The organism is Kitasatospora sp. NPDC002551 (genome assembly GCF_040296005.1).
GTDB lineage: Bacteria > Actinomycetota > Actinomycetes > Streptomycetales > Streptomycetaceae > Kitasatospora.
Window position 1 is genome coordinate 1 of the sequence record NZ_JBEOWI010000021.1, and the last position, 23,162, is coordinate 23,162.

23 protein-coding genes and 1 riboswitch are annotated in these 23,162 nt (G+C 74.7%); of the genes, 16 read left to right on the forward strand and 7 right to left on the reverse strand.

Annotated features, from left to right (window positions below):
- Positions 1–116 precede the first annotated feature (116 nt).
- Positions 117–812, reverse strand: a complete 696-nt coding sequence (locus tag ABT093_RS19080; RefSeq protein WP_350565672.1) for an MSMEG_1061 family FMN-dependent PPOX-type flavoprotein — start codon at positions 810–812, stop codon at positions 117–119.
- A 96-nt stretch (positions 813–908) separates the two neighbouring features.
- Positions 909–1,157, reverse strand: coding sequence for an SCO4226 family nickel-binding protein (locus tag ABT093_RS19085; protein WP_350565674.1), 249 nt, complete (start codon positions 1,155–1,157; stop codon positions 909–911).
- A gap of 180 nt (positions 1,158–1,337) precedes the next feature.
- Positions 1,338–1,465, forward strand: a riboswitch (FMN riboswitch).
- A 211-nt stretch (positions 1,466–1,676) separates the two neighbouring features.
- On the opposite strand from ABT093_RS19085, the gene ABT093_RS19090 reads away from it, so the two are divergent.
- From ABT093_RS19090 to ABT093_RS19135, 10 genes are all read left to right on the forward strand, one after another.
- Complete coding sequence (locus ABT093_RS19090; RefSeq protein WP_350565676.1) at positions 1,677–2,357, forward strand: riboflavin synthase; 681 nt, start codon at positions 1,677–1,679, stop codon at positions 2,355–2,357.
- Entirely contained in the window at positions 2,354–3,004 is a 651-nt protein-coding gene (locus ABT093_RS19095) for a nicotinamide mononucleotide transporter family protein (protein ID WP_502884259.1), read from the forward strand. The genes ABT093_RS19090 and ABT093_RS19095 overlap by 4 nt, the downstream gene beginning before the upstream one ends.
- Positions 3,001–4,254, forward strand: a complete 1,254-nt coding sequence (locus tag ABT093_RS19100; protein WP_350565678.1) for a bifunctional 3,4-dihydroxy-2-butanone-4-phosphate synthase/GTP cyclohydrolase II — start codon at positions 3,001–3,003, stop codon at positions 4,252–4,254. The genes ABT093_RS19095 and ABT093_RS19100 overlap by 4 nt, the downstream gene beginning before the upstream one ends.
- Positions 4,255–4,328: 74 nt before the next feature.
- Positions 4,329–4,799 (forward strand): 6,7-dimethyl-8-ribityllumazine synthase, encoded by a 471-nt coding sequence (ribH, locus tag ABT093_RS19105; protein WP_350565680.1) that lies wholly within the window; start codon positions 4,329–4,331, stop codon positions 4,797–4,799.
- Positions 4,800–4,907: 108 nt separating this feature from the next.
- A complete protein-coding gene (locus ABT093_RS19110; RefSeq protein WP_030306151.1) occupies positions 4,908–5,180 on the forward strand; it encodes a phosphoribosyl-ATP diphosphatase in 273 nt (90 codons plus the stop codon).
- A 54-nt stretch (positions 5,181–5,234) separates the two neighbouring features.
- Positions 5,235–6,083, forward strand: coding sequence for an ATP phosphoribosyltransferase (hisG, locus tag ABT093_RS19115; RefSeq protein ID WP_350565682.1), 849 nt, complete (start codon positions 5,235–5,237; stop codon positions 6,081–6,083).
- A gap of 99 nt (positions 6,084–6,182) precedes the next feature.
- Positions 6,183–6,617 (forward strand): PH domain-containing protein, encoded by a 435-nt coding sequence (locus ABT093_RS19120; RefSeq protein ID WP_350565684.1) that lies wholly within the window; start codon positions 6,183–6,185, stop codon positions 6,615–6,617.
- A 195-nt stretch (positions 6,618–6,812) separates the two neighbouring features.
- Entirely contained in the window at positions 6,813–8,159 is a 1,347-nt protein-coding gene (locus ABT093_RS19125) for a hemolysin family protein (RefSeq protein ID WP_350565686.1), read from the forward strand.
- Positions 8,156–9,202 (forward strand): hemolysin family protein, encoded by a 1,047-nt coding sequence (locus ABT093_RS19130; RefSeq protein WP_350565688.1) that lies wholly within the window; start codon positions 8,156–8,158, stop codon positions 9,200–9,202. Before ABT093_RS19125 ends, ABT093_RS19130 begins: the two co-directional genes overlap by 4 nt.
- Before the next feature lie 86 nt (positions 9,203–9,288).
- Positions 9,289–10,272 (forward strand): NAD-dependent epimerase/dehydratase family protein, encoded by a 984-nt coding sequence (locus ABT093_RS19135; RefSeq protein WP_350565690.1) that lies wholly within the window; start codon positions 9,289–9,291, stop codon positions 10,270–10,272.
- A 33-nt stretch (positions 10,273–10,305) separates the two neighbouring features.
- Here the strand turns inward: ABT093_RS19135 and ABT093_RS19140 are convergent, their stop codons facing one another.
- Entirely contained in the window at positions 10,306–12,360 is a 2,055-nt protein-coding gene (locus tag ABT093_RS19140) for an AAA family ATPase (RefSeq protein WP_350565840.1), read from the reverse strand.
- Positions 12,361–12,728: 368 nt separating this feature from the next.
- Positions 12,729–13,373, reverse strand: a complete 645-nt coding sequence (locus tag ABT093_RS19145) for a uridine kinase family protein (RefSeq protein WP_350565842.1) — start codon at positions 13,371–13,373, stop codon at positions 12,729–12,731.
- 243 nt (positions 13,374–13,616) lie between these two features.
- Here ABT093_RS19145 and ABT093_RS19150 point away from each other — a divergent pair, with 243 nt between their 5' ends.
- Positions 13,617–14,780: an acyl-CoA dehydrogenase family protein gene (locus tag ABT093_RS19150; protein ID WP_350565692.1), complete on the forward strand. Its 1,164-nt coding sequence runs from the start codon at positions 13,617–13,619 to the stop codon at positions 14,778–14,780.
- Between the two features lie 165 nt (positions 14,781–14,945).
- On the opposite strand, the gene ABT093_RS19155 is transcribed toward ABT093_RS19150, so the two are convergent.
- A complete protein-coding gene (locus tag ABT093_RS19155; protein WP_350565694.1) occupies positions 14,946–15,398 on the reverse strand; it encodes a hypothetical protein in 453 nt (150 codons plus the stop codon).
- Positions 15,399–15,676: 278 nt separating this feature from the next.
- Here ABT093_RS19155 and ABT093_RS19160 point away from each other — a divergent pair, with 278 nt between their 5' ends.
- The 5 genes from ABT093_RS19160 to fxsA all read left to right on the forward strand — a co-directional run bounded on the left by ABT093_RS19160 (position 15,677) and on the right by fxsA (position 20,708).
- The gene (locus tag ABT093_RS19160; protein WP_350541033.1) at positions 15,677–16,117 is read left to right on the forward strand and encodes an Lrp/AsnC family transcriptional regulator; all 441 of its coding nucleotides are present in this window, start codon (positions 15,677–15,679) and stop codon (positions 16,115–16,117) included.
- Between the two features lie 31 nt (positions 16,118–16,148).
- Entirely contained in the window at positions 16,149–17,771 is a 1,623-nt protein-coding gene (locus ABT093_RS19165) for an amidohydrolase (RefSeq protein ID WP_350565696.1), read from the forward strand.
- 55 nt (positions 17,772–17,826) lie between these two features.
- Entirely contained in the window at positions 17,827–18,285 is a 459-nt protein-coding gene (locus tag ABT093_RS19170) for a GNAT family N-acetyltransferase (RefSeq protein ID WP_350565698.1), read from the forward strand.
- 124 nt (positions 18,286–18,409) lie between these two features.
- Positions 18,410–20,047, forward strand: coding sequence for an apolipoprotein N-acyltransferase (gene lnt, locus ABT093_RS19175; RefSeq protein WP_350565700.1), 1,638 nt, complete (start codon positions 18,410–18,412; stop codon positions 20,045–20,047).
- Between the two features lie 79 nt (positions 20,048–20,126).
- Positions 20,127–20,708, forward strand: coding sequence for an FxsA family membrane protein (fxsA, locus tag ABT093_RS19180; RefSeq protein WP_350565702.1), 582 nt, complete (start codon positions 20,127–20,129; stop codon positions 20,706–20,708).
- Between the two features lie 136 nt (positions 20,709–20,844).
- Here the strand turns inward: fxsA and ABT093_RS19185 are convergent, their stop codons facing one another.
- Positions 20,845–21,219 carry an RNA polymerase-binding protein RbpA gene (locus ABT093_RS19185; protein ID WP_030243354.1) on the reverse strand — a complete coding sequence of 125 codons (375 nt, stop codon included), beginning with the start codon at positions 21,217–21,219 and terminating at the stop codon, positions 20,845–20,847.
- A 289-nt stretch (positions 21,220–21,508) separates the two neighbouring features.
- On the reverse strand, positions 21,509–23,146 hold the full coding sequence (locus tag ABT093_RS19190) for a hypothetical protein (RefSeq protein WP_350565704.1): 1,638 nt from the start codon (positions 23,144–23,146) through the stop codon (positions 21,509–21,511).
- Positions 23,147–23,162 lie beyond the last annotated feature (16 nt).

Below are 23,162 nucleotides of genomic sequence, written 5' to 3' on the forward strand. Positions count from 1 at the left end.
CTCCAGGCCGCGGCCGACGTCGGCGAGCGCGCGCGAGTTGACCACCGCGGCGCGCAGCTTGGCGAGCGTTCCCCGGCCCCGCCGCCGCACCCACCGCCCGCCGGTACCCGGTGGAGCTACTCGTAGCGGTGGAGCAGCGCCTCCCGCTCGTTCCGCTCGATCGCCTCGATGGTCAGCGCCGGGTCCGCCAGGTGCGAGAGGGTGACCTCGGCGGAACTCGGCTGGGCGTCCGCGGCGAGCCAGTTCTCCGGCTTCCACGCCGAGCCGCGCAGGAACGCCTTCGGGCAGTGCGCGTAGACCTCCTCGACCGCCACCACGATGGCGCTGCGCGGCGGCTTGCCGACCGCCGTCAGCTGCTCCAGCAGCCGCGGGTCGGTGGACACGCAGGCCCGCCCGTTGACCCGCAGCGTGGTGTCCCGGCCCGGCACCACGAAGAGCAGCCCGACCCGGCCGGTCTCGACGACGTTGTGCAGGGTGTCCAGCCGCTTGTTCCCGGTCGCGTCCGGGATCGCCAGGGTGAACTCGTCGAGCACCGACACCAGTCCGGGCGGCCCGCCGCGCGGCGACACGTCGCAGCGCCCGGCGGCGTCCGCGCTGGCCACCAGGACCAGCGAGGAGCAGCCGATCAACTGCCGGGCGACGTCGTGGACGCGGTCCACCTGCTTGCGGCGCGCGTGCTCGCCCGGCTGCTCGTAGACGTCCCGCAGCCGCGCGGTGTCGCGCACGGCGTCCGCGCTGAGGGCGGCGAAGAGGCCGGACGGGCCCTGCGGCCCGGGAGTTGACGGAACGGCGGTCCCCGGTGTGCTGGTCATACCGGTAAACGTAACGGAGGCCTCCGCGGCCGGACCGGGCAGGGGCGCCGGGCCCCGGGCGCCGGGCCCCGGACGCCGGCCGGACGGCCCGGGCCGTCAGACCGTGAGCGGAACGGGGTGCACCTCGTCCGCGGGGTGCCCGCTGCGCTCGTGGACCCGCTGCACGGCCTCCTTCGAGGGCGCCTCGGAGAGGCAGTAGACGACGCCCGCCTCCGGATCGGCCCACGCCTGCTCGAACCGCACGCCCTCGTCGGCCTGGATGTCCAGGTCGGCCTGGTGCGCCATGCGCAGCTGCTCCTCGGTGATGCCGGCCATCCCGTGGTGGACGTCCATGAACTTGGCCATCGCCCTCGCACCTCCTGGGGCCGGGGCCCGCGCCCGGCCCGAACCCGCCCCTCCCACCAGCTTGCGCCCCCGCGCACCGGCGCGCATTCCCGCCGCCGCCGTGAAACAGCCCACAGCCGGGGCCTCTCCCGGCGCCCGCCCGGCCGTGGCAGAATGACCGCAGCAGTAGCAGTGACGTTCAGCGCACTCCGGGGTCGGTGAAAATCCGAACCGGCGGTTACAGTCCGCGACCCGTCCGCAGCCAGCGGCCGGTTGACCAGGTGAAATTCCTGGACCGACGGTTAAAGTCCGGATGGGAGGCGTGCGCGGCGGACGAGTGAGCAAGGCCCGTGGTCCCCCGGTGGACCGCGGAGGTGTGGACGGCGACGGTCGAGGGATCCCCTTCTCCGGCGTCCGGTGCGGCAGCGGCCCGGCGACGGGCCCCGGTGCCGTCCGGCGAGCCGTGCAGCCCTGCGCCCGTCCGTGTCATCTCCCGTGCCACACCCCGGAGTCCGCGCCCCAAGCGCGAGGAGAACCCGGGTGTTCACCGGCATCATCGAAGAGCTCGGCGAGGTCGTGTCGATCGAGGAGATCGGCGACTCCTCGCGGATCCGCCTGCGCGGCCCGGTCGTCTGTGAGGGCGCGCGCCACGGCGATTCCATCGCGGTCAACGGCGTCTGCCTGACCGTCGTCGACACCCCCGACCAACTGGCGGCCGGCACCGGCGAGTTCAGCGCCGACGTGATGGCCGAGACGCTGCACCGTTCCAGCCTGGGCGAGCTGAAGCCCGGCTCGCCGGTCAACCTGGAGCGCGCCATGGCGCTCGGCGCCCGGCTCGGCGGACACCTGGTGCAGGGTCATGTCGACGCCACCGGGCGGCTGTTGAGCCGCGAGCCGGGGGAGCGCGACGCCGCTGGCGAACTCCGCTGGGAGGTGCTGCGCTTCTCGCTGCCGGAGTCCATCACCCGCTACCTGGTGGAGAAGGGCTCGATCACCGTCGACGGCGTCAGCCTCACCGTGGTCGAGGCCGCCCGCGACAGCTTCACCGTCAGCCTCATCCCGGCCACCCTCGCGCTGACCACGCTCGGCACCAGGGCCGTCGGCGAGAGCGTCAACCTGGAGGTGGACGTCCTCGCCAAGTACGTGGAGCGGCTGCTGGAGTCCCGCACCCTGCCCCAGGCGGCCCCGACCGACCCGGCGACCGGCGGGGAGGAGCGGTGAACTGGCTCAACGGTGACGCCTTCACGGTGTTCGGCCAGCACGTGAAGTGGGCCGACATGATCGGCAACCTGTTCGGCATGGCCGGACTCGCCCTCGGCTGGCGCCGGTCGGTCTGGAGCTGGCCGGTCCAACTGGCCTCCGGCGCCGTCCTGATCACCGCCTACCTGGCCGGCGACGTGCCCGGCATGGTCGGCAAGCAGCTGATCGTCATCGCCGCCGCCGCCTGGGGCTGGACGCAGTGGCGGCGCGGCCGGCAGAGCGCCGGCGAGGTCGCCGTCCGGTTCGCCACCTGGCGCGAACGCGCCGCGCTCGCCGCCGGCACGGCCGCCTGCACCGCCCTGGTGGCCTGGGCCTTCCTGACGATCCCCGCGCTCGGCTCGTGGAGCCCGTGGGCGGACGCCTACATCTTCGTCGGCACCCTCGCCGCCATGGTCGCCCAGGCCCGCGGCTGGGTGGAGTTCTGGTTCGCCTGGATCGCCGTCGACCTGGTCGGCGTGCCGCTCGCCTTCAACTCCGGCTACACCTTCTCCGGCCTCACCTACTCCGTCTACTTCGTCCTGGTCCTGCTCGGGCTGCGCTCGTGGTGGCTCAGCAGCCGAGCGCCGCGCCCCGTGTCCACCACCGTCCCGCAGGGAGCAACGGCATGACCGACAACCCGTCCGGCGAACTCGTCCTCGACCCGGTCGAGCGGGCGATCGCCGACATCGCGCTCGGCCGCGCGGTGATCGTCGTCGACGACGAGGACCGCGAGAACGAGGGCGACATCGTCTTCGCGGCCTCCGCCGCCACCGCCGAGCTGATGGCCTTCACCATCCGCTACAGCTCCGGCGTGATCTGCGCCCCGATGACCGGCGCCGAACTGGACCGGCTCAGGCTCCCCCCGATGACCCAGGTCAACGAGGACCGCAAGGGCACCGCCTACACCGTCTCGGTGGACGCCCGCGAAGGGGTCGACACCGGCATCTCGGCCGCCGACCGGGCCCGCACGGTGCGCCTGCTCGCCTCGCCCGGCACCGGGCCCGGCGACCTCGCCCGCCCCGGCCACGTCTTCCCGCTGCGCGCCGTCGAGGGCGGCGTGCTGGTGCGCCCCGGCCACACCGAGGCCGCCGTCGACCTGGCCCGGCTGGCCGGACTGCCGCCGGCCGGCGCGATCGCCGAGGTGGTCAACGACGACGGCACCATGGCCCGGCTGCCCGAGCTGGTCGCCTTCGCCCGCGCGCACAACCTGGCGATCATCTCCATCGAGGACCTCATCGCCTACCGCCGCCGCACCGAGCTGCACGTCGACCGGGCCGCCGTCACCGCGCTGCCCACCGCCTTCGGCGAGTTCACCGCCGTCGGCTACCGGGGCACCCTCGACGGCGTCGAGCACATCGCCCTGGTCGCCGGCGGCCTGGACGCCGAGGGCCGGCTGCCGGACGGCGAGGACGTCCTGGTCCGGGTCCACTCCGAGTGCCTGACCGGCGACGTGCTCGGCTCGCTGCGCTGCGACTGCGGCCCGCAGCTCCAGGCCTCGCTGCGCCGGGTCGCCGAGGCCGGCCGGGGCGTGGTGCTCTACCTGCGCGGCCACGAGGGCCGGGGCATCGGCCTGGCGCACAAGCTGCGCGCCTACGAGCTGCAGGAGCAGGGCCGCGACACCGTCGACGCCAACCTCGACCTGGGCCTGCCCGCCGACGCCCGCGACTACAGCATCGGCGCCCAGATGCTCTGCGACCTCGGGGTCCGCTCGCTGACCCTGCTGACCAACAACCCGCAGAAGCTCACCGCGCTCACCGAGCACGGCCTCAAGGTCAAGGGCCGCGAGGCGGTCGAGATCCCGGCCGGTGAGCACAACGCGCGCTACCTGCGGACCAAGCGCGACCGGATGGGCCACGACCTGCCCGGCCTCGACGCCTGAGCCCCCCCTTCCCGCGTCCCGAACCTCCCGCATTCGAACCTCCCGCAGCCCGAACCACCGAAAGGCACCCGCACATGAGCGGCCACGGAGCCCCCGAGCTCACCATCGACAACGCCGCCGGCCTCAAGGTCGCCGTGATCGCCGCCCAGTGGCACGAGCAGGTGATGAACGGCCTCCTCGACGGCGCCCACCGCGCCCTCAAGGAGCTGGGCGTCGCCGAGCCGACCGTCCTGCGCGTCCCCGGCACCTTCGAGCTGCCGGTCGCCGCCAAGCGCCTCGCCGAGCGCGGCTTCGACGCCGTGATCGCCCTCGGCGTGGTGATCCGCGGCGGCACCCCGCACTTCGACTACGTCTGCCAGGCCGCCACCGCCGGCCTCACCCAGGTCGCCGTGGACACCGGCGTCCCGGTCGGCTTCGGCGTGCTGACCTGCGACGACGAGCAGCAGGCGCTGGACCGCGCGGGCCTGCCGGGCTCCGCCGAGGACAAGGGCCACGAGGCGGTCACCGCGGCCGTCGCCACCGCCGTCGCGCTGCGCGCGCTCTGAAACCCCGGCCGACGGGCCGCCCTCCGGACCGTGGACGTCCACCGGACCGTCCACGGTCCGGAACCGTTTACCGCCTGTCAGCCCGCACGCCGTAAGGTGAGAGCCATCATGGCTTCGAAGACATTCGAGGAGCTCTTCACCGAGCTCCAGCAGAAGGCCGCCACCGGCGACCCCTCGTCCTCCCGTACCGCGCAGCTCGTCCAGCAGGGCGTCCATGCGATCGGCAAGAAGGTCGTCGAGGAGGCCGCCGAGGTCTGGATGGCCGCCGAGTTCCAGTCGGACGAGCAGACCGCCGAGGAGATCTCCCAGCTCCTCTACCACCTTCAGGTGATGATGGTCGCCCGCGGGCTGACGCTCGACGACGTCTACAAGTACCTCTAGGCCCAGGCCCGGAAACCCCCACACCCACACCGAACAGGTAAGGAACTGACCTCCATGCTGCGCATCGCCGTCCCCAACAAGGGTTCGCTCTCGGGTCCTGCGGCGGAGATGCTCCATGAGGCCGGCTACCGGCAGCGCAAGGACGCCAAGGAGCTGGTCCTGGTCGACCCGGACAACCAGGTCGAGTTCTTCTTCCTGCGCCCGCGCGACATCGCCGTGTACGTCGGCTCCGGCCGCCTCGACGTCGGCATCACCGGCCGCGACCTGCTGCTGGACTCGCACTCCAACGCCGAGGAGGTGCTCGCGCTCGGCTTCGCCGGCTCGACCTTCCGCTTCGCCCGCCCGGTCGGCGTGGACGTCGAGGACGTCAAGGGCCTGGAGGGCCTGCGGATCGCCACCTCCTACACCGGCCTGGTCGAGCAGCACCTGGCCGACCACGGCGTGAAGGCCACCGTCACCAAGCTGGACGGCGCGGTGGAGACCGCGGTGCAGCTGGGCGTCGCCGACGTGATCGCCGACGTCGTGGAGACCGGCACCAGCCTGCGCAACGCCGGCCTGGAGGTGTTCGGCGAGCCGATCCTCATCTCCGACGCCGTGGTGATCCGCCCCAAGGGCGCCGGCGAGGACGCGGGCGTCGACCAGTTCCTGCGCCGTCTGCAAGGCGTGCTGGTGGCCCGCCGCTACGTGCTGATGGACTACGACATCCGCGCCGAGAGCGTCGGCGCCGCCGTCGCGCTGACCCCCGGCCTGGAGTCGCCGACCGTCTCCCCGCTGCACACCGCGGGCTGGGTGGCGGTCCGCTCCATGGTGCTCCGCAAGGAGGCCCAGCGGATCATGGACGACCTGTGGAGCATCGGCGCCCGGGCCATCCTGGTGACCAACATCCACGCCTGCCGCCTCTGACCGGCTCGCGGGCATAAGGACCGGTTGAATGGGGTGGGCCGCCGTCCGGCGCCCCACCCCTTCCCGTACCACTCGAACCAGCACCCCCGGAGCCCCCTCGTGTCCACCCCCGCCGAGTTCCCCGTCACCTGGGCCCCGCGCCGCACCCGCGCCGTGCTGCTGCCGGTCTGCGTGCTGCTGGTGGTGCTGTTCGCCGTCATGGCGGTCGCCCTCCCGGCGAACTGGCAGCTCAACGACCGGATCATGATGGCGGCCAGCGGCGTGCTGTTCGCCGCCGTCGGCCTGATGCTGGCCCGGCCCCGGGTCAGCGCCGACGCCGAGGGCGTGACCGTGGTCAACTTCGTCCGCAGCCGCCGGCTGGCCTGGGCGGAGATCATCGGCGTGAACTTCCGCCAGGGCGACCCGTGGGCCACCCTCGACCTGGCCGACGGCACCTCGCTGGCCGCCGTCGGCATCCAGTCCGGGGTGGGAAAGGCCCAGGCCATCGCCGACGCCCGCGCCCTGCGCGACCTGGTCGTGCACCACGGCGGCTGACCCGCCGGGCGCGTCCGAACGGGGATCCTACATCCGCACGGGTATGGTCTACGCTGGTAAAAGCGGGGCAAAGGCATTGCCCTGCCCGGAATCTGGCCGAAAACGACCTGAGGAGTGACACTCCCCGTCCATGGACGATCCGTCCGGTAGTACCTGCGCCGCCCACCTTTCGACCACCGGAAGGCAGGCGGCACTGTGATCACCGCCTGGCTGCTGCTCCTCGCGGCCCTGCTGCTCATCCTCGCCAACGGCCTCTTCGTGGCCGCCGAGTTCGCCTTCGTGACCGTGGAGCGCGGCGCCGTCGAGCGCGCCGCCGAAGCCGGGGACGCCAAGTCCGGCCGGGTCTCCCGGGCCCTGCGACACCTCTCCTTCGAGCTCTCCGGCGCCCAGCTCGGCATCACCGTCACCTCGCTGGTGGTCGGCATGCTCGCCGAGCCCGCCCTGTCGACCCTGCTGCAGCCGGTGTTCACCGGCCTCGGCCTGCCGGCCGGCGCCTCGCGCGGCGCCGCCGTGGTCATCGGCATGCTGCTCGCCACCGTCGTCCAGATGGTGATCGGCGAGCTCGTCCCGAAGAACTGGGCGATCTCCCGCCCGCTCCAGGTGGCCCGCGCGGTCGCCGCCCCGCACATGGCGTTCTCCCGGGCCTGCCGCCCGCTGATCCGGGTCCTGAACGGCTCGGCCGACCGCACTGTGCGCGCCTTCGGCATCGAGCCGCAGGAGGAGCTGGGCCACGCCCGCACCCCCGCCGAGCTGGTCTCGCTCGCCCGGCACTCCGCCAAGGCGGGTGCCATAGACGAGGAGTCGGCCACCCTGTTCGTGCGGACCCTCGGCCTCGGCGACCTCACCGCCGAGTCCGTGATGACCCCGCGCGTGGACGTCTCCGCCCTCCAGCGCGACGCCAGCGCCGCCGACGTGCTCAACCTCACCCGGGCCACCGGCCTGTCCCGCTTCCCGGTCTACGCCGACAGCCTGGACGAGGTCACCGGCACCGTCACGCTCAAGGACGCGCTGGCCGTCCCCGCCGAGCGGCGCGCCGCCGTCCGGGTCGGCGACCTCGCCGTCCCGCCGCTGCTGGTGCCCGAGACGCTGCCCGCCGAGCGGCTGCTCGACCAGCTGCGCCGCCTCCAGCCGATGGCCATCGTGGTCGACGAGTACGGCGGCACCGCCGGCGTGGTCACCGTCGAGGACATCGTCGAGGAGATCGTCGGCGAGGTGCAGGACGAGCACGACCCCGCCGACACGCCCGAGCTGCTGCCGCTGCCGCCGGCCGACGGCCTGCCCGTCTGGGCGGCCGACGGCCGCGCCCGGCTCGACCAGCTGGAGGCCATCGGCCTGCACGCCCCGGAGGGCCCGTACGAGACGCTGGCCGGCCTGGTCGCCGACCTGCTCGGCAAGCTCCCGGACCCCGGTGAGCAGGCCGAGCTGCCCGGCTGGCGGTTCACCGTCGAGGCCGTGGACCGGCACCGGACCAGCCGGGTCCGGGTGGAACGGACCGCCGAACACCACCACTTCTTCGGCACCGACGAGGACGGCACCCGATGACCGCGCTCCAACTGGCCGTCGCCCTCCTGCTGCTGCTCGGCAACGCCTTCTTCGTCGGCGCCGAGTTCGCCGTCGTGTCGGTGCGCCGCAGCCAGATCGAACCGCTCGCCGAGGCCGGCAACAAGCGCGCCCGCACCGTGCTGCACGCGCTGTCCAACGTCTCCGCGATGCTCGCCGCCGCCCAGCTCGGCATCACCGTCTGCTCGCTGGGCCTGGGCGCGCTCGCCGAGCCGACCATCGCCCACCTGCTGGAGGGCCCGTTCCACGCGCTGGGCATCCCCGCCGGCCTCCAGCACCCGCTGGCGTACGGCATCTCGCTGGCCGTCGTGGTCTACCTGCACATGGTGATGGGCGAGATGGTGCCGAAGAACATGGCGCTGGCCGGTCCCGAGAAGGCCGCGCTCTGGCTCGGCCCGCCGCTGGACCGCCTGGCCCGCTGGCTGGCCCCGGTGATCTCCTTCCTCAACACCTTCGCCAACGGCGTGCTCAAGCTGTTCAAGGTGGAGGCGAAGGACGAAGTGGAGTCGGTGTTCACCACCGAGCAGCTGATCTACCTGCTCGCCGACTCCGGGGACGCCGGTCTGCTGGAGAAGGACCGCCAGGAGCGCCTGGAGGACGCCCTGGAGCTGGGCCGCCGCCCGCTCACCGACGTCCTGCTCACCCCCGAGCAGCTGGTCACCGTGGACACCAAGGTGACCGCCGCCCAGATCGAGCAGCTGGCGCTGCGCACCGGCTTCTCGCGCTTCCCGGTCACCGACGGCGACCCGGCCGGCCACGGCTACCTCGGGTACCTGCACCTCAAGGACATCCTGGACGTCGAGGACCCGACGGTCCCCGTCCCGGCCCGCCTGTGGCGGCCGATCACCGTGCTGCGCGGCACCCTGCCGCTGGACGACGCGCTGGGCGCGATGCGCCGGGCCGCCTGCCACCTCGCGGCCGTCCTCGACCAGGACGGGCGCACGCTCGGCGTGGTGATGCTGGAGGACGTGCTGGAGGAGCTGGTCGGCGAGGTGCACGACCCGGACCACCGTTCGGCCGCCTGAGTTCCCGAGGCCGCTTCGCTCTGGGCGATTCCGCTCTGAGCGTGCTGCCGTTCCCATGCCGGCCACCCGCGTGCAGGGTGGTCGGCATGAGACTTCTCCTGCTGGGTGGTACGGAGTTCGTGGGGCGGGCCGTCGCGGAGGCGGCGCTGGAGCGGGGCTGGGAGGTGACGGTCTTCCACCGGGGGACGCACGCCGCGCCGCCCGGGACGCGGGTCCTGCACGGGGACCGCACGGCCGGGAGCGGGCTCGCCGCCCTCGCCGAGGGGGAGTGGGACGCGGTGGTGGACACCTGGTCGGCCGCCCCGTCGGTGGTGCGCGAAAGCGCCCGCCTGCTGGCCGGCCGGGTGGGCCGCTACGCGTACGTCTCCAGCCGCTCGGTGTACGCCTACCCGACGCCGGCCGGGGCCGACGAGAGCGCCCCGGTGGTGGAGGGCTCGCCGGACGCCGGCGAGGTGCCCTACCCCGAGGCCAAGCGCGGCGGCGAGCTGGCGGTGCTGGACGCCTTCGGCGACCGGGCGCTGCTGGTCCGCGCCGGCCTGATCGTCGGACCGTACGAGAACATCGGCCGGCTGCCCTGGTGGCTGAACCGGATCGCCCGCGGCGGCCCGGTGCTCGCCCCCGGTCCGCGCGACCTCGGCCTGCAGTTCATCGACGTCCGCGACCTCGCCGAGTGGACCCTGGACGCCCTCGCGGCCGGCCTCGGTGGCCCCTACGACCTGGTAGGCCCGCGCGGGCACAGCACCATGGGCGAGCTGCTGGAGGCCTGCGTGGCGGCCACCGGCGCCGATGCCGAACTGCGCTGGACGCCCCCGGAGGCGATCGCCGCCGCCGGGATCGAGGCGTGGAGCCAGCTGCCGTTCTGGATCCCGCCGGGCGAGCTCTACGACACCATGCACGGCGCGGACCCGGGCAAGGCGCTGGCCGCCGGGCTGCGCTGCCGGCCGGCGGCGCGGACGGTCGCCGACACCTGGGCGTGGCTGCGGTCGATCGGCGGCGTCGCCCCGCAGCGCCCGGACCGGCCGACCGTCGGGCTGGACCCGGAGCTGGAGGCCAAGGCGCTGGCCGGCTGAGGGCCCGGAGCCCGGGGCGTTCCGTCCCCGGGCTCAGCCCCGGCCGTCGATCAGCTCGCCGTAGGCCTGCAGCAGGTCCGGCAGCCGCAGCGTGGCGAGGTCCTCCCGGCCGGGCGGCTCGCGCAGCAGGGTCAGCCGCAGGTCCCGGTAGGCGCAGGACTTCTCGTACAGGGTGCGGATGAACCGGCCGTTGCCGAGGTCGTCGATCCAGCCCTCGCGGACCACGTGGGTGCAGATCGAGGCCAGCTCCTCGGCGGCGTCCTCGTCCCAGCCGTCGCCGTCCTGGCCGGCGAGCGCGGCGCCGATCGCGGTGAGCTCGCCGGGGCGGTAGCTGGGGAAGTCGACCCGGGTGGTGAAGCGGGAGTTGAGGCCGGGGTTGGCGGCCAGCAGCCGGTTCATGCCCTCGGGGTAGCCGGCCAGGATCACCACCAGCCGGTCCCGGTTGTCCTCGGCACGCTTGAGCAGCACCTGGAGCGCCTCGTCGCCGTACGCGTCGCCCTTGCTGTAGCCGGAGTTGGAGAGGCTGTAGGCCTCGTCGATGAACAGCACGCCGTCCAGCGCGGAGTCGATCAGCTCGTTCGCCTTGACCGCCGTCTGGCCGAGGAACTCGCCGACCAGGTCGGCCCGTTGGGCCTCCACCAGATGGTCGCCGGAGAGCAGGCCGAGGGCGTGGAAGACCCGGCCGAGGATCCGGGCGACGGTGGTCTTGCCGGTGCCGGAGGGGCCGGAGAAGACGAAGTGACGCTTGGGCGGCTGGACCGGCAGGCCCTGTTCGGCGCGCAGCCGGGCCATCCGCAGCTGCGCGGAGAGCGCCCGGACCTGGCGCTTCACCGGCTCCAGGCCGACCATCCGGGAGAGTTCGGCCAGCGCCGCGTCCAACTGGGCCTGGTCGCCCTCACGTTCGAGCGTCGGCGAGGCGTTGGCGAGGCGGGGGAGGGTGGCCTCGCCGCGGGCCGGCGCGGGCGCGACCGGGGAGGCGGCGGCGGGCTGCGGCGCGGTGGAGCCGGAGCGTCCGCCGGCGGCCAGCGGGGGCGGTGCGCCGCCGCCGGACCGGGTGTCGGTGCCCGCGCCCGGTCCGGCGGCGGTCGGCACGACGGGGGAGCCCTCGTCGTCCGGCTCGGCTTCCAGGACCTCCGGCAGGTCCGGTATGTCGAGGACGTCCGGCGCCTCCGGCCCGTCCACGAGGGGTGTGTCCACGAAGGGTCCGCCGAACGGATCCGGCCCGCCGAACGGACCGGCCGGGTCCGGCCCGGCCGGATCGGCGCCGAGCATCTCGAAGTCCGGCTGTTCCAGCACCGCGGCGTCCAGCGCGTCCTCCTCCGGACCGCCCGTGCGCCCCGCCTCCCGGCCGCCGGCGGCGTCCAGCAGGGTGTCACCGACGGCGTCCTCGGCCGAGATCGCGGCGAGCCGGGCCGCGGTGTCCATGAACGCGGGATCCGCCCGGTGCACCGCCCGGTAGAGCGGTAACGCGGCCGCGCTGCGCCCGGCGCCCTCGTAGGCGCGGCCCAGCCAGTAGCGCAGTTCCTTGCGCTGCGGCTGCTCGGAGCGGCAGCGGGCGAGCGAGGCGGCCAGCGGGGCCTGCGCCTGGGCGCACATGTCCAGCCGGACCCGCGCCATGCCGGCGAAGAGCCCGGCCTCGATGCCGAGCAGCGGGTCGTCGAGCAGCCGGTCGGTGTCCCGGATCAGCTGCTCCCAGTCCTTCAGCAGATAGGAGCGGCAGGCGTGCAGGAAGCGCGCCGACGGGTCCTCGGCCGGGGTCGGGCACTGCGCCAACGCCTGGTCCAGCTCGGCGAGATGGCGGCCGTCCAGCCAGTGCGAGGCGTGCGCGAGGGCGAGGTCGCGGGGGGTCTCCAGCACCGGCTGCACCCACCAGCCGAGCCAGTACCAGGAGCTGAGCGGCCGGGCGTGCCGGCGGCGCTGCTCCCCGAACCGCTGCTGGTGGCGGTACATCGCGAGCAGCGCGCCGGAGGTGTCGCTGCGCAGCGCGTGCAGGCCGAGCCAGGCGTCGGCCATGCCGGGGTCGAGCCGCACGGCGGCGCGGAACTCCTCCTCGGCGCGGCTGTACGCGCCGGCCGTGTAGGCGTCCATGGCACGCAGCCAGGCGCGGTCGGCGAGCCGGTTCGGTGCCGGGCCGCCCGCGTTGTTCTGGGAACTCTCCGTCGTCACTCAACGCCCCCCGCGGTGTGGCTCGGGGCCCGACCGGTGCGGTGGTGTTGCGGACCCCGCCGGTGGTCGTCTGCCCCCGGGGCGCATATGCGCCTGCCAGGAATCGTACCGGCGCCGCGCTGATCCGGAAGGGTGCCGCACGAGTTCAAAAGCGATCGGGCGGGCGGTCGTTGACGCCCGGCCCGGTCCGGGGCGGGGCGCTCGGACGGCATCCCCGGCTCACGGGGGAACAAGCCGGGAATGCCGGGTCCGAAGGTGCGGAATCGTCGACTCCGCCAACGAGTGAGAACTTATTTCCCGGCGATGCCGCAGGTCAAGGGGGTTGTTGAAGGTTCACCGACGGTGCCCGGCGCGATCCGTCCGGTCACCCCGTCGACCACCGTGCCGGCGTACGGGCGGCTCGGATCGGCGGCGAAATGCGCCGATTCGGCGGCGGCCCAGCCGGCCCAGAACTCCGCCAGCCGCGGACCGTCGCGCTCCTCGCCGCGCCGCCGGGCCGCCGCCGCGTCCAGCTCCATCCACACCAGCCGGCTCAGCCACGGCCGCACCGCGCGCCGCCCCGCGCCCACCCCCTCGACCAGGACCACCGGCGCGAGCGGCACCTCGGCCGTCCCCGCGAAGCGGCGCAGCGTCCAGTCGTACACCCGGTGCGCCGCGTCCCGCCCCGCCGCCAGCGGCTCCAGCACCTGGGTGCGCAGCCGGCCGGTCCAGCCGAACGGCTCGGCGTGCGTCGCCAGGTCGTCCAGGTGCACCACCGGCGCGCCGCCCAGCGCGGCGGACAGCCGGCCGGCGAAGGTCGTCTTGCCCGAGCCCGCGTGCCCGTCCACCGCGACCAGCCGCACCGGGCCGCACGACGGCGGCAGCGCCCGCAGCTCGGCGGCGAGCGCGGCGAGCGCGTCGCGCGCGGCGGGCGTTTCGGCGGCGGGGGTCCCCATTACCGGGGCGGCGGAAGTCTCGGAAGAAGCCACAACGTCAACCCTACGGGCGCCGGTGCGCCGATACGGACAGTGATGCGGTGCTGGTCGTGACGGCAGGGCCGCGATCGGGCATACTCGCATCGCCGAGCATGTGAACGGCCGTTCACCGCGATCCGGTGCCGGCCGGGCCGAGCTGCCAGACCCCGCGCGGGCCCGACGAACCCCGGGGCCGGCGCACGACCGAGGAGGCGACCAGCCACCATGACCACCTCCCCCGTGAAGGCCGTCGACCGCCAGCTGCCCAGCGAGGAGGCCCGCGAGCTGCTGAACCTCACACGGGACCTCGTCCAGCGCGAGCTGCAGCCGCGCGCCGCGGAGGACGAGGCCGCCGGCCGGTTCCCGCGCGAGGTCTTCCGCACGCTCGGCGAGGCGGGCCTGCTCTCGCTCCCCTACGAGGAGCGGTACGGCGGTGGCGACCAGCCCTACGAGGTCTACCTGCAGGTCCTGGAGGAGCTGGCGGCCGGCTGGCTGGCCGTCGGCCTCGGCGTCAGCGTGCACACCCTGTCCTGCCACGCCCTCGCCACCTTCGGCACCGAGGAGCAGCGCGACCGCTGGCTGCCCGGCATGCTCTCCGGCGGGCAGCTCGGCGCCTACTGCCTCTCCGAGCCGCAGTCCGGCTCCGACGCCGCCGCCCTGCGCACCCGCGCCGACCTGGACGGCGAGGAGTACGTGGTGAGCGGCACCAAGGCCTGGATCACCCACGGGGGCCAGGCCGACTTCTACAGCGCGCTGGTGCGCACCGGCGAGGAGGGCGCGCGCGGCATCAGCTGCCTGCTGGTGCCCGGCACCCAGCCCGGCCTCTCGGCCGCCCCGCCGGAGCAGAAGATGGGCATGAAGTCCTCGCCGACCGCCCAGCTGCACTTCGACGGCGTCCGGGTCTCCCGCGACCGGCTGATCGGCACCGAGGGCCAGGGCTTCCAGATCGCGCTCGCCGCGCTGGACTCCGGCCGGCTCGGCATCGCCGCCTGCGCGATCGGCGTCGCCCAGGCCGCGCTCGACCTCGCCGTCGACTACGCCCGCACCCGCCGCCAGTTCGGCCGCCCGATCGCCGACTTCCAGGGCCTGTCGTTCATGCTCGCCGACATGGCCACCCAGATCGAGGCCGGCCGCTCGCTCTACCTCTCCGCCGCCCGCCGCCGCGACGCCGGCCAGGCGTTCTCCAAGGAGGCGGCGATGGCCAAGCTGTTCTGCACCGACGCCGCGATGCGGGTGGCCACCGACGCCGTCCAGGTGCTCGGCGGCTACGGCTACACCCAGGACTTCCCGGCCGAGCGCTTCATGCGCGAGGCCAAGGTGCTGCAGATCGTCGAGGGCACCAACCAGATCCAGCGGCTGGTGATCGGCCGCCACCTCACCAAGTCCTGACCCCCCGGACCGGCCGCCCGCGCTCCGCACGGAGCCGCCGGGCGGCCCGGAACGGCCCCCGGGCGTCACTCCAGGGTGCGGAGCGACGCCCGGGGGCCGTTCTGTCGTACCTGTCTCACCGGTCGTACCTGTCGTGCCGTCAGCAGCCTTTCGGCGGGCGGGTGTTCAGCGCCGCGAGAATCGGCCGCGCTGCTCCGGGACGGCCGGGGCGGCGGCCGAGCGGACCGGGCGGTGGACCATCGCGTGCGAGAACGGCTGGGTGCGCCAGTCGAGTTCGCCCGGGTGCGTCAGCAGCTTCTCCAGGCCGGCCGACCCGGCGTCCTCCGCGCTCTCCACCTCGGCCAGATCGTCCGTCGGCGCGCCCGAACCCGGGCACAGCGCGGGGGAGAAGGGGTGCCAGGGCCGGGGCAGGACGGCGTGCTGCGGCAGCCGCTCCTCGTCGCCGACCAGGGCGATCGGACGCCGGCACGACGGGCAGTGCACCCGGACGATGTCCCAGGTGTCCGCCTCGCCCGGATCCACCCCCGGAGCGGTCTCGTAGGGGACCGCGAGGTCCTCGCGGTCGGTCGTATCGTGGGCGTCGTCCGCGCCCGTCGGGCGCTGGTCCGTAACGCGCATGGTGATCCCCCTCGGATCGGGCCCGGCGTGGTCGCCCGGGGCCACAACCAGCACTTCCCGCCGAAACGGACTCATAACCCTGCGGTCCGGCGCACTGTGATGCACCGGGTGTGTCCTTCGCCACATTCGTCCGGCATGTGCCCGTACGGCACCCCGGGGCGCACCCGGCGATGCTCCGCGCCCCCTCCTCGGCCTCCCGTGCGCCCCTCTGGGGCAGGCCCCCCGTACGACCCCCGCGCCGCGATCCGCGTGCCCCCGAGGGGGTAGGTTTGCGCCTTGTGGAGGATCTCGACCAACGCATCGTCCAGCTGCTCCTCCAGGACGGCCGGATGAGCTACACGGACCTGGGCAAGGCCACCGGCCTGTCCACCTCGGCGGTGCACCAGCGGGTGCGCCGGCTCGAGCAGCGCGGAGTGATCCGCGGCTACACCGCGATCGTCGACCCGGACGCCGTCGACCTGGCGCTGACCGCCTTCATCTCGGTCAAACCCTTCGACCCCAGCGCCCCGGACGACACACCCGAGCGCCTGGCCGACCTGCCCGAGATCGAGGCCTGTCACAGCGTCGCCGGCGACGAGAACTACATCCTCAAGGTCCGCGTCGGCGCCCCCGGCGACCTGGAGGACCTGCTGGCCCGCATCCGCAGCGCCGCCGGCGTGTCCACCCGCACCACCGTCGTCCTGTCCACCCCCTACGAGGCACGACCCCCGAAGCTCTGACCGGGCCCCGCGGGGGTGCAGACTAGGCCGCATGACCGAACGCAACCCCCGGACCGTCCTGCTGCGCGGCGGCGCCGTCTACAGCCCCGCCGACCCCTTCGCCACCGCCATGCTCGTCGAGGGCGAGCACGTCGCCTGGGTCGGCAGCGACGGTGCCGCCGAGGCGTACGCGCAGACCGCCGACGAGATCGTCGAGCTGGACGGCGCCCTGGTCACCCCCGCCTTCGTCGACGCCCACGTGCACGCCACCTCCACCGGGCTGGCGCTCACCGGCCTCGACCTCACCGGCGCCCCCTCGCTGGCCGCCGCGCTGGCCGAGCTCACCGCCTTCGCCGCCGCCCAGCAGCCCGGCGGCGTGCTGATCGGCCACGGCTGGGACGAGACCGGCTGGCCGGAGGGCCGCCCGCCCACCCTCGCCGAGCTGGACGCCGCCGCCGGGGGCGCCGCCGTCTACCTCTCCCGCACCGACGTGCACTCCGCGCTCGCCACCACCGCGCTGCGCGCGCTGACCGACGGCCTCGCCGGGCAGCCCGGCTTCGACGCCGACGGCCCGCTCACCCGCGACGCCCACCACGCGGTGCGGCGCACCGCGCTCGCCCGGCTCACCCCCGAGCAGCGCCGCGCCGCCCAGCGCGCCACCCTGGCCCGCGCCGCCGAGCTCGGCATCGGCGCCCTGCACGAGTGCGCCGGCCCGGAGATCTCCTCCGAGCAGGACCTCGCCGGCCTGCTGGAGCTGGCCGCCGAGGGCGATGGCCCCGAGGTGTTCGGTTACTGGGGCGAACCGAGCGAGCGCGGCGGCGTCGAGACCGCCCGCCGGCTCGGCGCCGTCGGCGCCGGCGGCGACCTCTTCGTGGACGGCGCGCTCGGCTCGCACACCGCCTGCCTGCACCACGACTACGCCGACGCCCCGCACACCGGCACCGCCTACCTGACCGCCGCCCAGGTCGCCGACCACGTCGCCGCCTGCACCGAGGCGGGCCTGCAGGCCGGCTTCCACGCGATCGGCGACGCCGCGGTCGCCGCCGTCGTCGAGGGCGTGCGCGCCGCCGGCGACCGGGTCGGTGCCGACCGGGTCCGGGCGCTGCGCCACCGGGTCGAGCACGCCGAGGCGCTGGACGACAAGACCGTCGCCGCCTTCGCCGACCTGGGCCTGACCGCCTCGGTGCAGCCCGCCTTCGACGCCGCCTGGGGCGGACCGGACGGCATGTACGTGCGGCGCCTGGGCGCCGAGCGGGCCGCCGCGCTCAACCCCTTCGCCGCGCTGCTGCGCTCCGGCGTCCCGCTGGCCTTCGGCTCGGACGCCCCGGTCACCCCGCTCGACCCCTGGGGAACCGTCCGGGCCGCCGCCTTCCACCGGACCCCCGAGCACCGGATCTCGGTGCGGGCCGCGTTCAACGCCCACACCCGCGGCGGCTGGCGCGCGATCGGCCGCGACCAGGACGGCGTGCTGGTCCCCGGCGCGGTCGCCAGCTTCGCCGTCTGGGCCGCGGGCGAGCTGGTCGTCCAGGCCCCGGACGACCGGGTGGCCGGCTGGTCCACCGACCCGCGCTCCGGTACCCCGGGCCTGCCCGACCTCACCCCCGGCGAGCCGCTGCCCACCTGCCTGCGCACCGTGGTCCGCGGCCGCACCGTCCACCTGGCCGCCGCGGAGTAGCGCCGCGGGGAAAAGCGGTCGGCCACGGCGGCGGGCCTGCCGTAGGTTGACCCCCATGACCGATCAGCCCTTCGTACCCGCCGAGTTCACCGTGCCCCGCACGCTCGCCGCCGAGGGGTTCCGCCTGGAGCCCCTCGGCGAGCAGCACAACGAGGCCGACCACGCCGCCTGGAGCGGCAGCATCGACCACATCCGCGCCACCCCCGGCTTCGAGCACGGCCACTGGCCGCCGGTCGAGGGCATGAGCCCGGAGCGCAACCGCGACGACCTGCGCCGCCACGCCGCCGACTTCGAGGCCCGCCGGGGCTTCACCTACACGGTGCGCGAGGTGCCCGGCGACGCCGTCGTCGGCTGCGTCTACCTCTACCCCGACCGCGCGGAGCCCGCCGTCCCCCGGGTGCGCTCCTGGGTCCGCGCCGACCGGGCCGCGCTGGACGCCCCGCTGCACCGGGCCGTCCGCGACTGGCTGGCCGCCGACTGGCCGTTCGGCGAGGTCCGCGACAGCCCGCGCTGAGCACCGCTACGGCCCTCAGCTCACAGCCGGGTGACGTTCCGGGGTACCTTCTTCGGACAGCGTCCGAACAGCCGTCCCCGTACCCCCGCGGGGCGGCGTCGAGAGAGATGGTGCGACGGTGGCCATGCCCGTCACCCAGGAGCGGTCCGGTACCGCACCCGAGACCCCCGACGAGGCACCAGGCCCGGGCCGCGGCGCCCGCGCCCTCGCCAGGATCCGGGCCGGCCTGCCCCGCACCGGGCTGGCCGCGCTCGCCGGACTGCTGCTCGCGCTGGCCTTCCCGCCCTTCGACCTGTGGCCGCTGTCGGTCCTCGGCGTCGCGGCGCTCTCCCTGCTCACCCGGGGCCGCACCGGCCGGCAGGCCGCCTGGACCGGCTTCGCCTTCGGCCTGCCGTTCTTCCTGATGCTGCTCAGCTGGCTGCGGGTGATCGGCTGGGACGCCACCATCGGCCTGTCGGTCGTCGAGGCGCTCTTCCTGGCCGCCCTCGGCTCCGGACTCGCCGTCACCTCCCGGCTGCCCGGCTGGCCGCTCTGGGGCGCCTGCCTGTGGATCACCCAGGAGTGGGCCCGCGACCGGCTGCCGCTCGGCGGCTTCCCCTGGGGCCGGCTCGCCTTCGCCAACACCGCCACCCCGTACACCCCGCTGGCCGCGCTCGGCGGCGCGCCGCTGGTGACCTTCGCGGTCGCCCTCTCCGGCACCCTGCTGGCCTGGGCCGCCCTGCGGGTGGCCGGCCGCGGCACCGCCCGCCGCCCGGCGCAGGCCGCGGCCGCCGGGCTCGGCGCCGTCGCCGCGCTGCTCGCCGGCTACCTGGTGCCGGTGCCCACCGCGCCCGCCGACACCGTCAAGGTCGCCGTCATCCAGGGCAACGTGCCCAACCCCGGCATGGACTTCCTCGGCCGCCCGATGATGGTGCTCAACAACCACGCCGCCGCCACCGAGAAGCTCGCCGAGGACATCAAGGCGGGCCGGGCCGAGAAGCCGGACATCGTGATCTGGCCGGAGAACTCCTCCGACCTCGACCCGTTCAGCGACCCGCTGGCCTACGCGCGGATCGACGAGGCGGTCCGGGCGGTCGGGGTGCCCACCCTGGTCGGCACCCTGGTCGACGGCCCGGACGAGCAGCACGTGCAGAACCAGGGCATCGTCTGGGACCCGACGGCCGGCCCCGGCGCCTCCTACACCAAGCAGCACCCGGTGCCGTTCGGCGAGTACGTGCCCTTCCGCGACCAGCTGTCCAAGGTCGTCACCCGGCTCCAGCGGGTCGCCCGGGACTTCTACCCCGGTGACCACAACGGCGTCATGCAGCTCGGCCCGGCGCGGATCGGCGACGTCATCTGCTTCGAGGTCGCCTACGACGAGATCGTCCGCGACACCGTCGACCAGGGCGCCCGGGTCCTCGTCGTGCAGACCAACAACGCCACCTACGCCAAGACCGGCCAGCCGGAGCAGCAGCTCGCGATGAGCCGGCTGCGCGCCGTCGAGCACGGCCGCGCGGTGCTGATCGCCGCGACGAGCGGCATCAGCGCGGTGATCGCCCCGGACGGCACCGTCGTCCAGCGCACCGAGGAGCTGACCGCCGCCGAGCTGTCCGCGACCGTCCCGCTGCGCGACGGCACCACCGTCGCCGACCGGGTCGGCGCCGCCCCCGAGTGGACCCTCGCGGTGGCCGGCCTGCTCGCCTGCGCCGGCGGCGTGCTGCTCGCCCGCCGGGGCCGCAGGGGCACGGCGGACACCCCGGACGGAACACCGGCCGCCGGCTGATCGTTGGACCAGGTGGTGCCGTAGCCGGCCCGGACCTCCCGTGCGGCGCGCAGAGCACCGCTTGGAGTGGATTCGTACCGTGACCCAGCAAGCTACCCCCGCCCGTCCGGCGCCGCGCTCGAAGCTGCGGCGGGTGCTGCCGCTGCTGCTGACCGCCTGGCTGGTGCTGGAGATCTGGCTGCTGGTCCAGGTCGGCTCCTGGCTCGGCGGCCTGACCGTGGTGCTGCTGCTGATCGCCGGCGCGGTGATCGGCGGCTCGCTGATCAAGCGGGCCGGCGCGCGGGCGCTGTCGGCGGCCTTCGAGCAGACCCGTGACCCGAAGTCGAAGCAGCCGCAGACCGGCACCAGCCTGACCGTGCTGGCCGGCCTGCTGCTGATCCTGCCGGGCTTCCTGTCGGACGTCCTGGCGCTGACCCTGCTCCTCCCGCCGACCCGCGCGCTGTGGCGGGCGGTCGGCCGCCGGATGGCCGACAAGGCGCTGCGCTCCACCGCGGGCGTCGGCACCGACGCGTTCGCGGACGCGATGCGGCTGCAGGAGCAGCTGCGCATCCACCGCCCGGACGGCAAGGTGATCCAGGGCGAGGTGGTCGAGCCGGGCAGCGGTCCGGCCGCCGGCCCGCAGGGCCCGGACACCGCCTACCGGCCACCGCTGAACGGCTGACCGGCCGCGGCCGCCGGCCGCCCGCAGGGGCGGCCGGCTCCGGCCACCCCTGGCAGACGGACCCCGGCCAACGCGAAAGGGACCCTGGTGACCAGGGTCCCTTTTCGCGTGCTCCCACCCCTCGGCGGGAGCGGGGTCAGGCGCTCTTGCGGGTGTCCCGCGGGTGCACCGCGAGGTTCATCCCACCGGAGCGGAGCACGGCCAGCCGCTCGGCCAGCACCTCCTCCAGCTCCTCGCGCGTCCGGCGCTCCATCAGCATGTCCCAATGGGTGCGCGTCGGCTTCACCTTCTTCTCCTCCGGCTCGTCGCCGTCGAGAAGAGCCGCCTCCTGACCACAGAATCGGCATTCCCAGGCCGGAGGGATCTCCGCCTCGACCGAGAAGGGAACCTCGAATCGGTGTCCGTTCTGACATGCGTACTCGACGGTCTGGCGGGGAGCCAGATCGATACCACGGTCGGTCTCGTAGCTAGTGGCCCCGAGTCGCGTGCCGCGGAGAGCTCGCTCGCTCATGAATCGTGCCTCCCGGGCTTATGGCCCACAGGACTAGTGGTCGCTGTTCTTCGTCGTTCGGTCAACGCTCGGCTTCCGACGAAGATTCCCGTCCCGGGACATGCGTCGTCTGTCGTGCCGCCCCTGTTTGTACCCACCAGCGCCCGATTTGTCACATCTGGCCGGTGATATCACCCCAGGTGTCACCTATTTCACATCTGGTGATCGGGCAGCCGTTCCCGGACGAGCCTACCGGGGCGGTGACCGGCGGTCCGCGCCGCCCCTCCCGTTCGGGTGCCGGCCCGCCGGTTCAGGCGAGCGGGCGGAAGCGTAGCGCGGCCGGGCCCTTGGCGAGGTCCACCCCGGCGTGCGCGGCGGGGTCGAGCTCCACCTGGACGGTCGGCGGACCCTCCGGGAGCGGCTGCACGGGCTGCGCGGGCGCGGCCGGGGCGGGCGCCTCGGTGCGGGTGTCGCGGTGCGGCAGCAGGGCGATCACCGCGTCCCGCAGCGCGGCCGGGGCGTCCTCGTCCAGTGGGTCGACGGTGGCCGGCACCTGGAGGCGGACCGGGGCGCCGGCGCCGATCCGGGCGTAGCCGCGCCCGGCCGGGGCCTGGGCGGCGGGCACGATGTCCAGCGGCACGCCGAGCGCCGCGTGGCCCTCCTCGGGGCCGGTCGGGCCGAGCACCACCCGGGCCCGGGTGGTGGCCCGCACGCTCGGCGAGATCCGCTCCCGGGCCTCGACGTCGTCGGCGACCACCACGGTGACCCGGGCGGCCCGGCCGTGCCGCAGCGGCAGCTCCAGCAGGTCCTGCGGGTCCGGCCGCCCCTCGGCGTGAGCCAGCTCGCTCAGCTCGGTCGGGTGGTCGAGCAGCAGCCACAGCGGCCGGGTGGCGTCCTCCGGCGGGGCGGTGCCGGCGTGCCGGGCGGCGTTCAGCGCGGTGAGCCGGCGCTCGGTCTCCTGGGCCGCCCAGTGCAGCGCGGCCAGCGCGCCGTGCAGGCTGGTCTCCACGGTGTGCACGCCCGGCCGGTTGACCAGGCAGGCGTGCTCGCCGGTCCCCGCGCCGTCGATCACCACCAGGTCGGCGAACGGCAGGGCCTGCAGCGCCACCGAGCGGATCAGGCTGGAGGTGCCGTAACCGCTGACGCCGAGCGCCAGCAGGTGCGGCTCGCCCGAGCGCGGGCCGGTGCGCCAGACCACCGGAGGCTGCTGGGCGAGCGCCCCGCCCTGGTGCACCGGGATGGTGCGGGCGCTGCCGTCCCCGTCGGTGAAGCCGAGCACGATCTCGCCCGGGGCCGCCACGAACCGCTGGGCGGCGATGTCGGTGGGCAGCGGCGCCAGGGCGGCGATCCGCAGCTTGTTGGACTCCTCGTCCCAGTCGAAGCGGTACTCCCGGGCCCGCCCGGCCTTGCCCTGGACGACCTGCTCGATCCGGGCCCGGGCGGCCGGCTCGGTGTCGGTGAAGTACGCCGGGTAGGCGATCTCCAGCCGGGCGAGCCGGCCCTCGGCGTCGAACTCCCACCCGGAGAAGACCTCCCGGTAGCTGCCCTCGTGGTGGTAAAGCGGGCTGAGCCCGTCCGGTCCGGCCAGGTACGGGGTCAGCGCGGCGTAGAGCGCGCCGAGCTTGACGTCGGCGAGGTCCGGCTCGGGGGCGGCGGGCGGGGCCTTGGGCGCGCGGCCCGCCCAGGCGGCGCTGGCCATCAGCGCGATCAGCGCGAACAGCAGGCCGTGCGGCAGCAGGTAGATCCCCGTCAGCATCGCGGCGGTCAGGAAGAGCGTCGGGCCGCGCCGGTCCTTCGGGGTGGACTGCCAGCGCTCCCTGACCCAGGCGGTGTGGTGGCGCAGGCCGCGGCCGATGACGGTGAGCGGGGCGAACATGTCGGAGGCGTGGTCGCCGGCCGTGCGGACGAGGTCGCGGCCCCTGGCGAGGTGGTGGCGGTTGAGCGGCATTCCTGGCTCCCCGGGC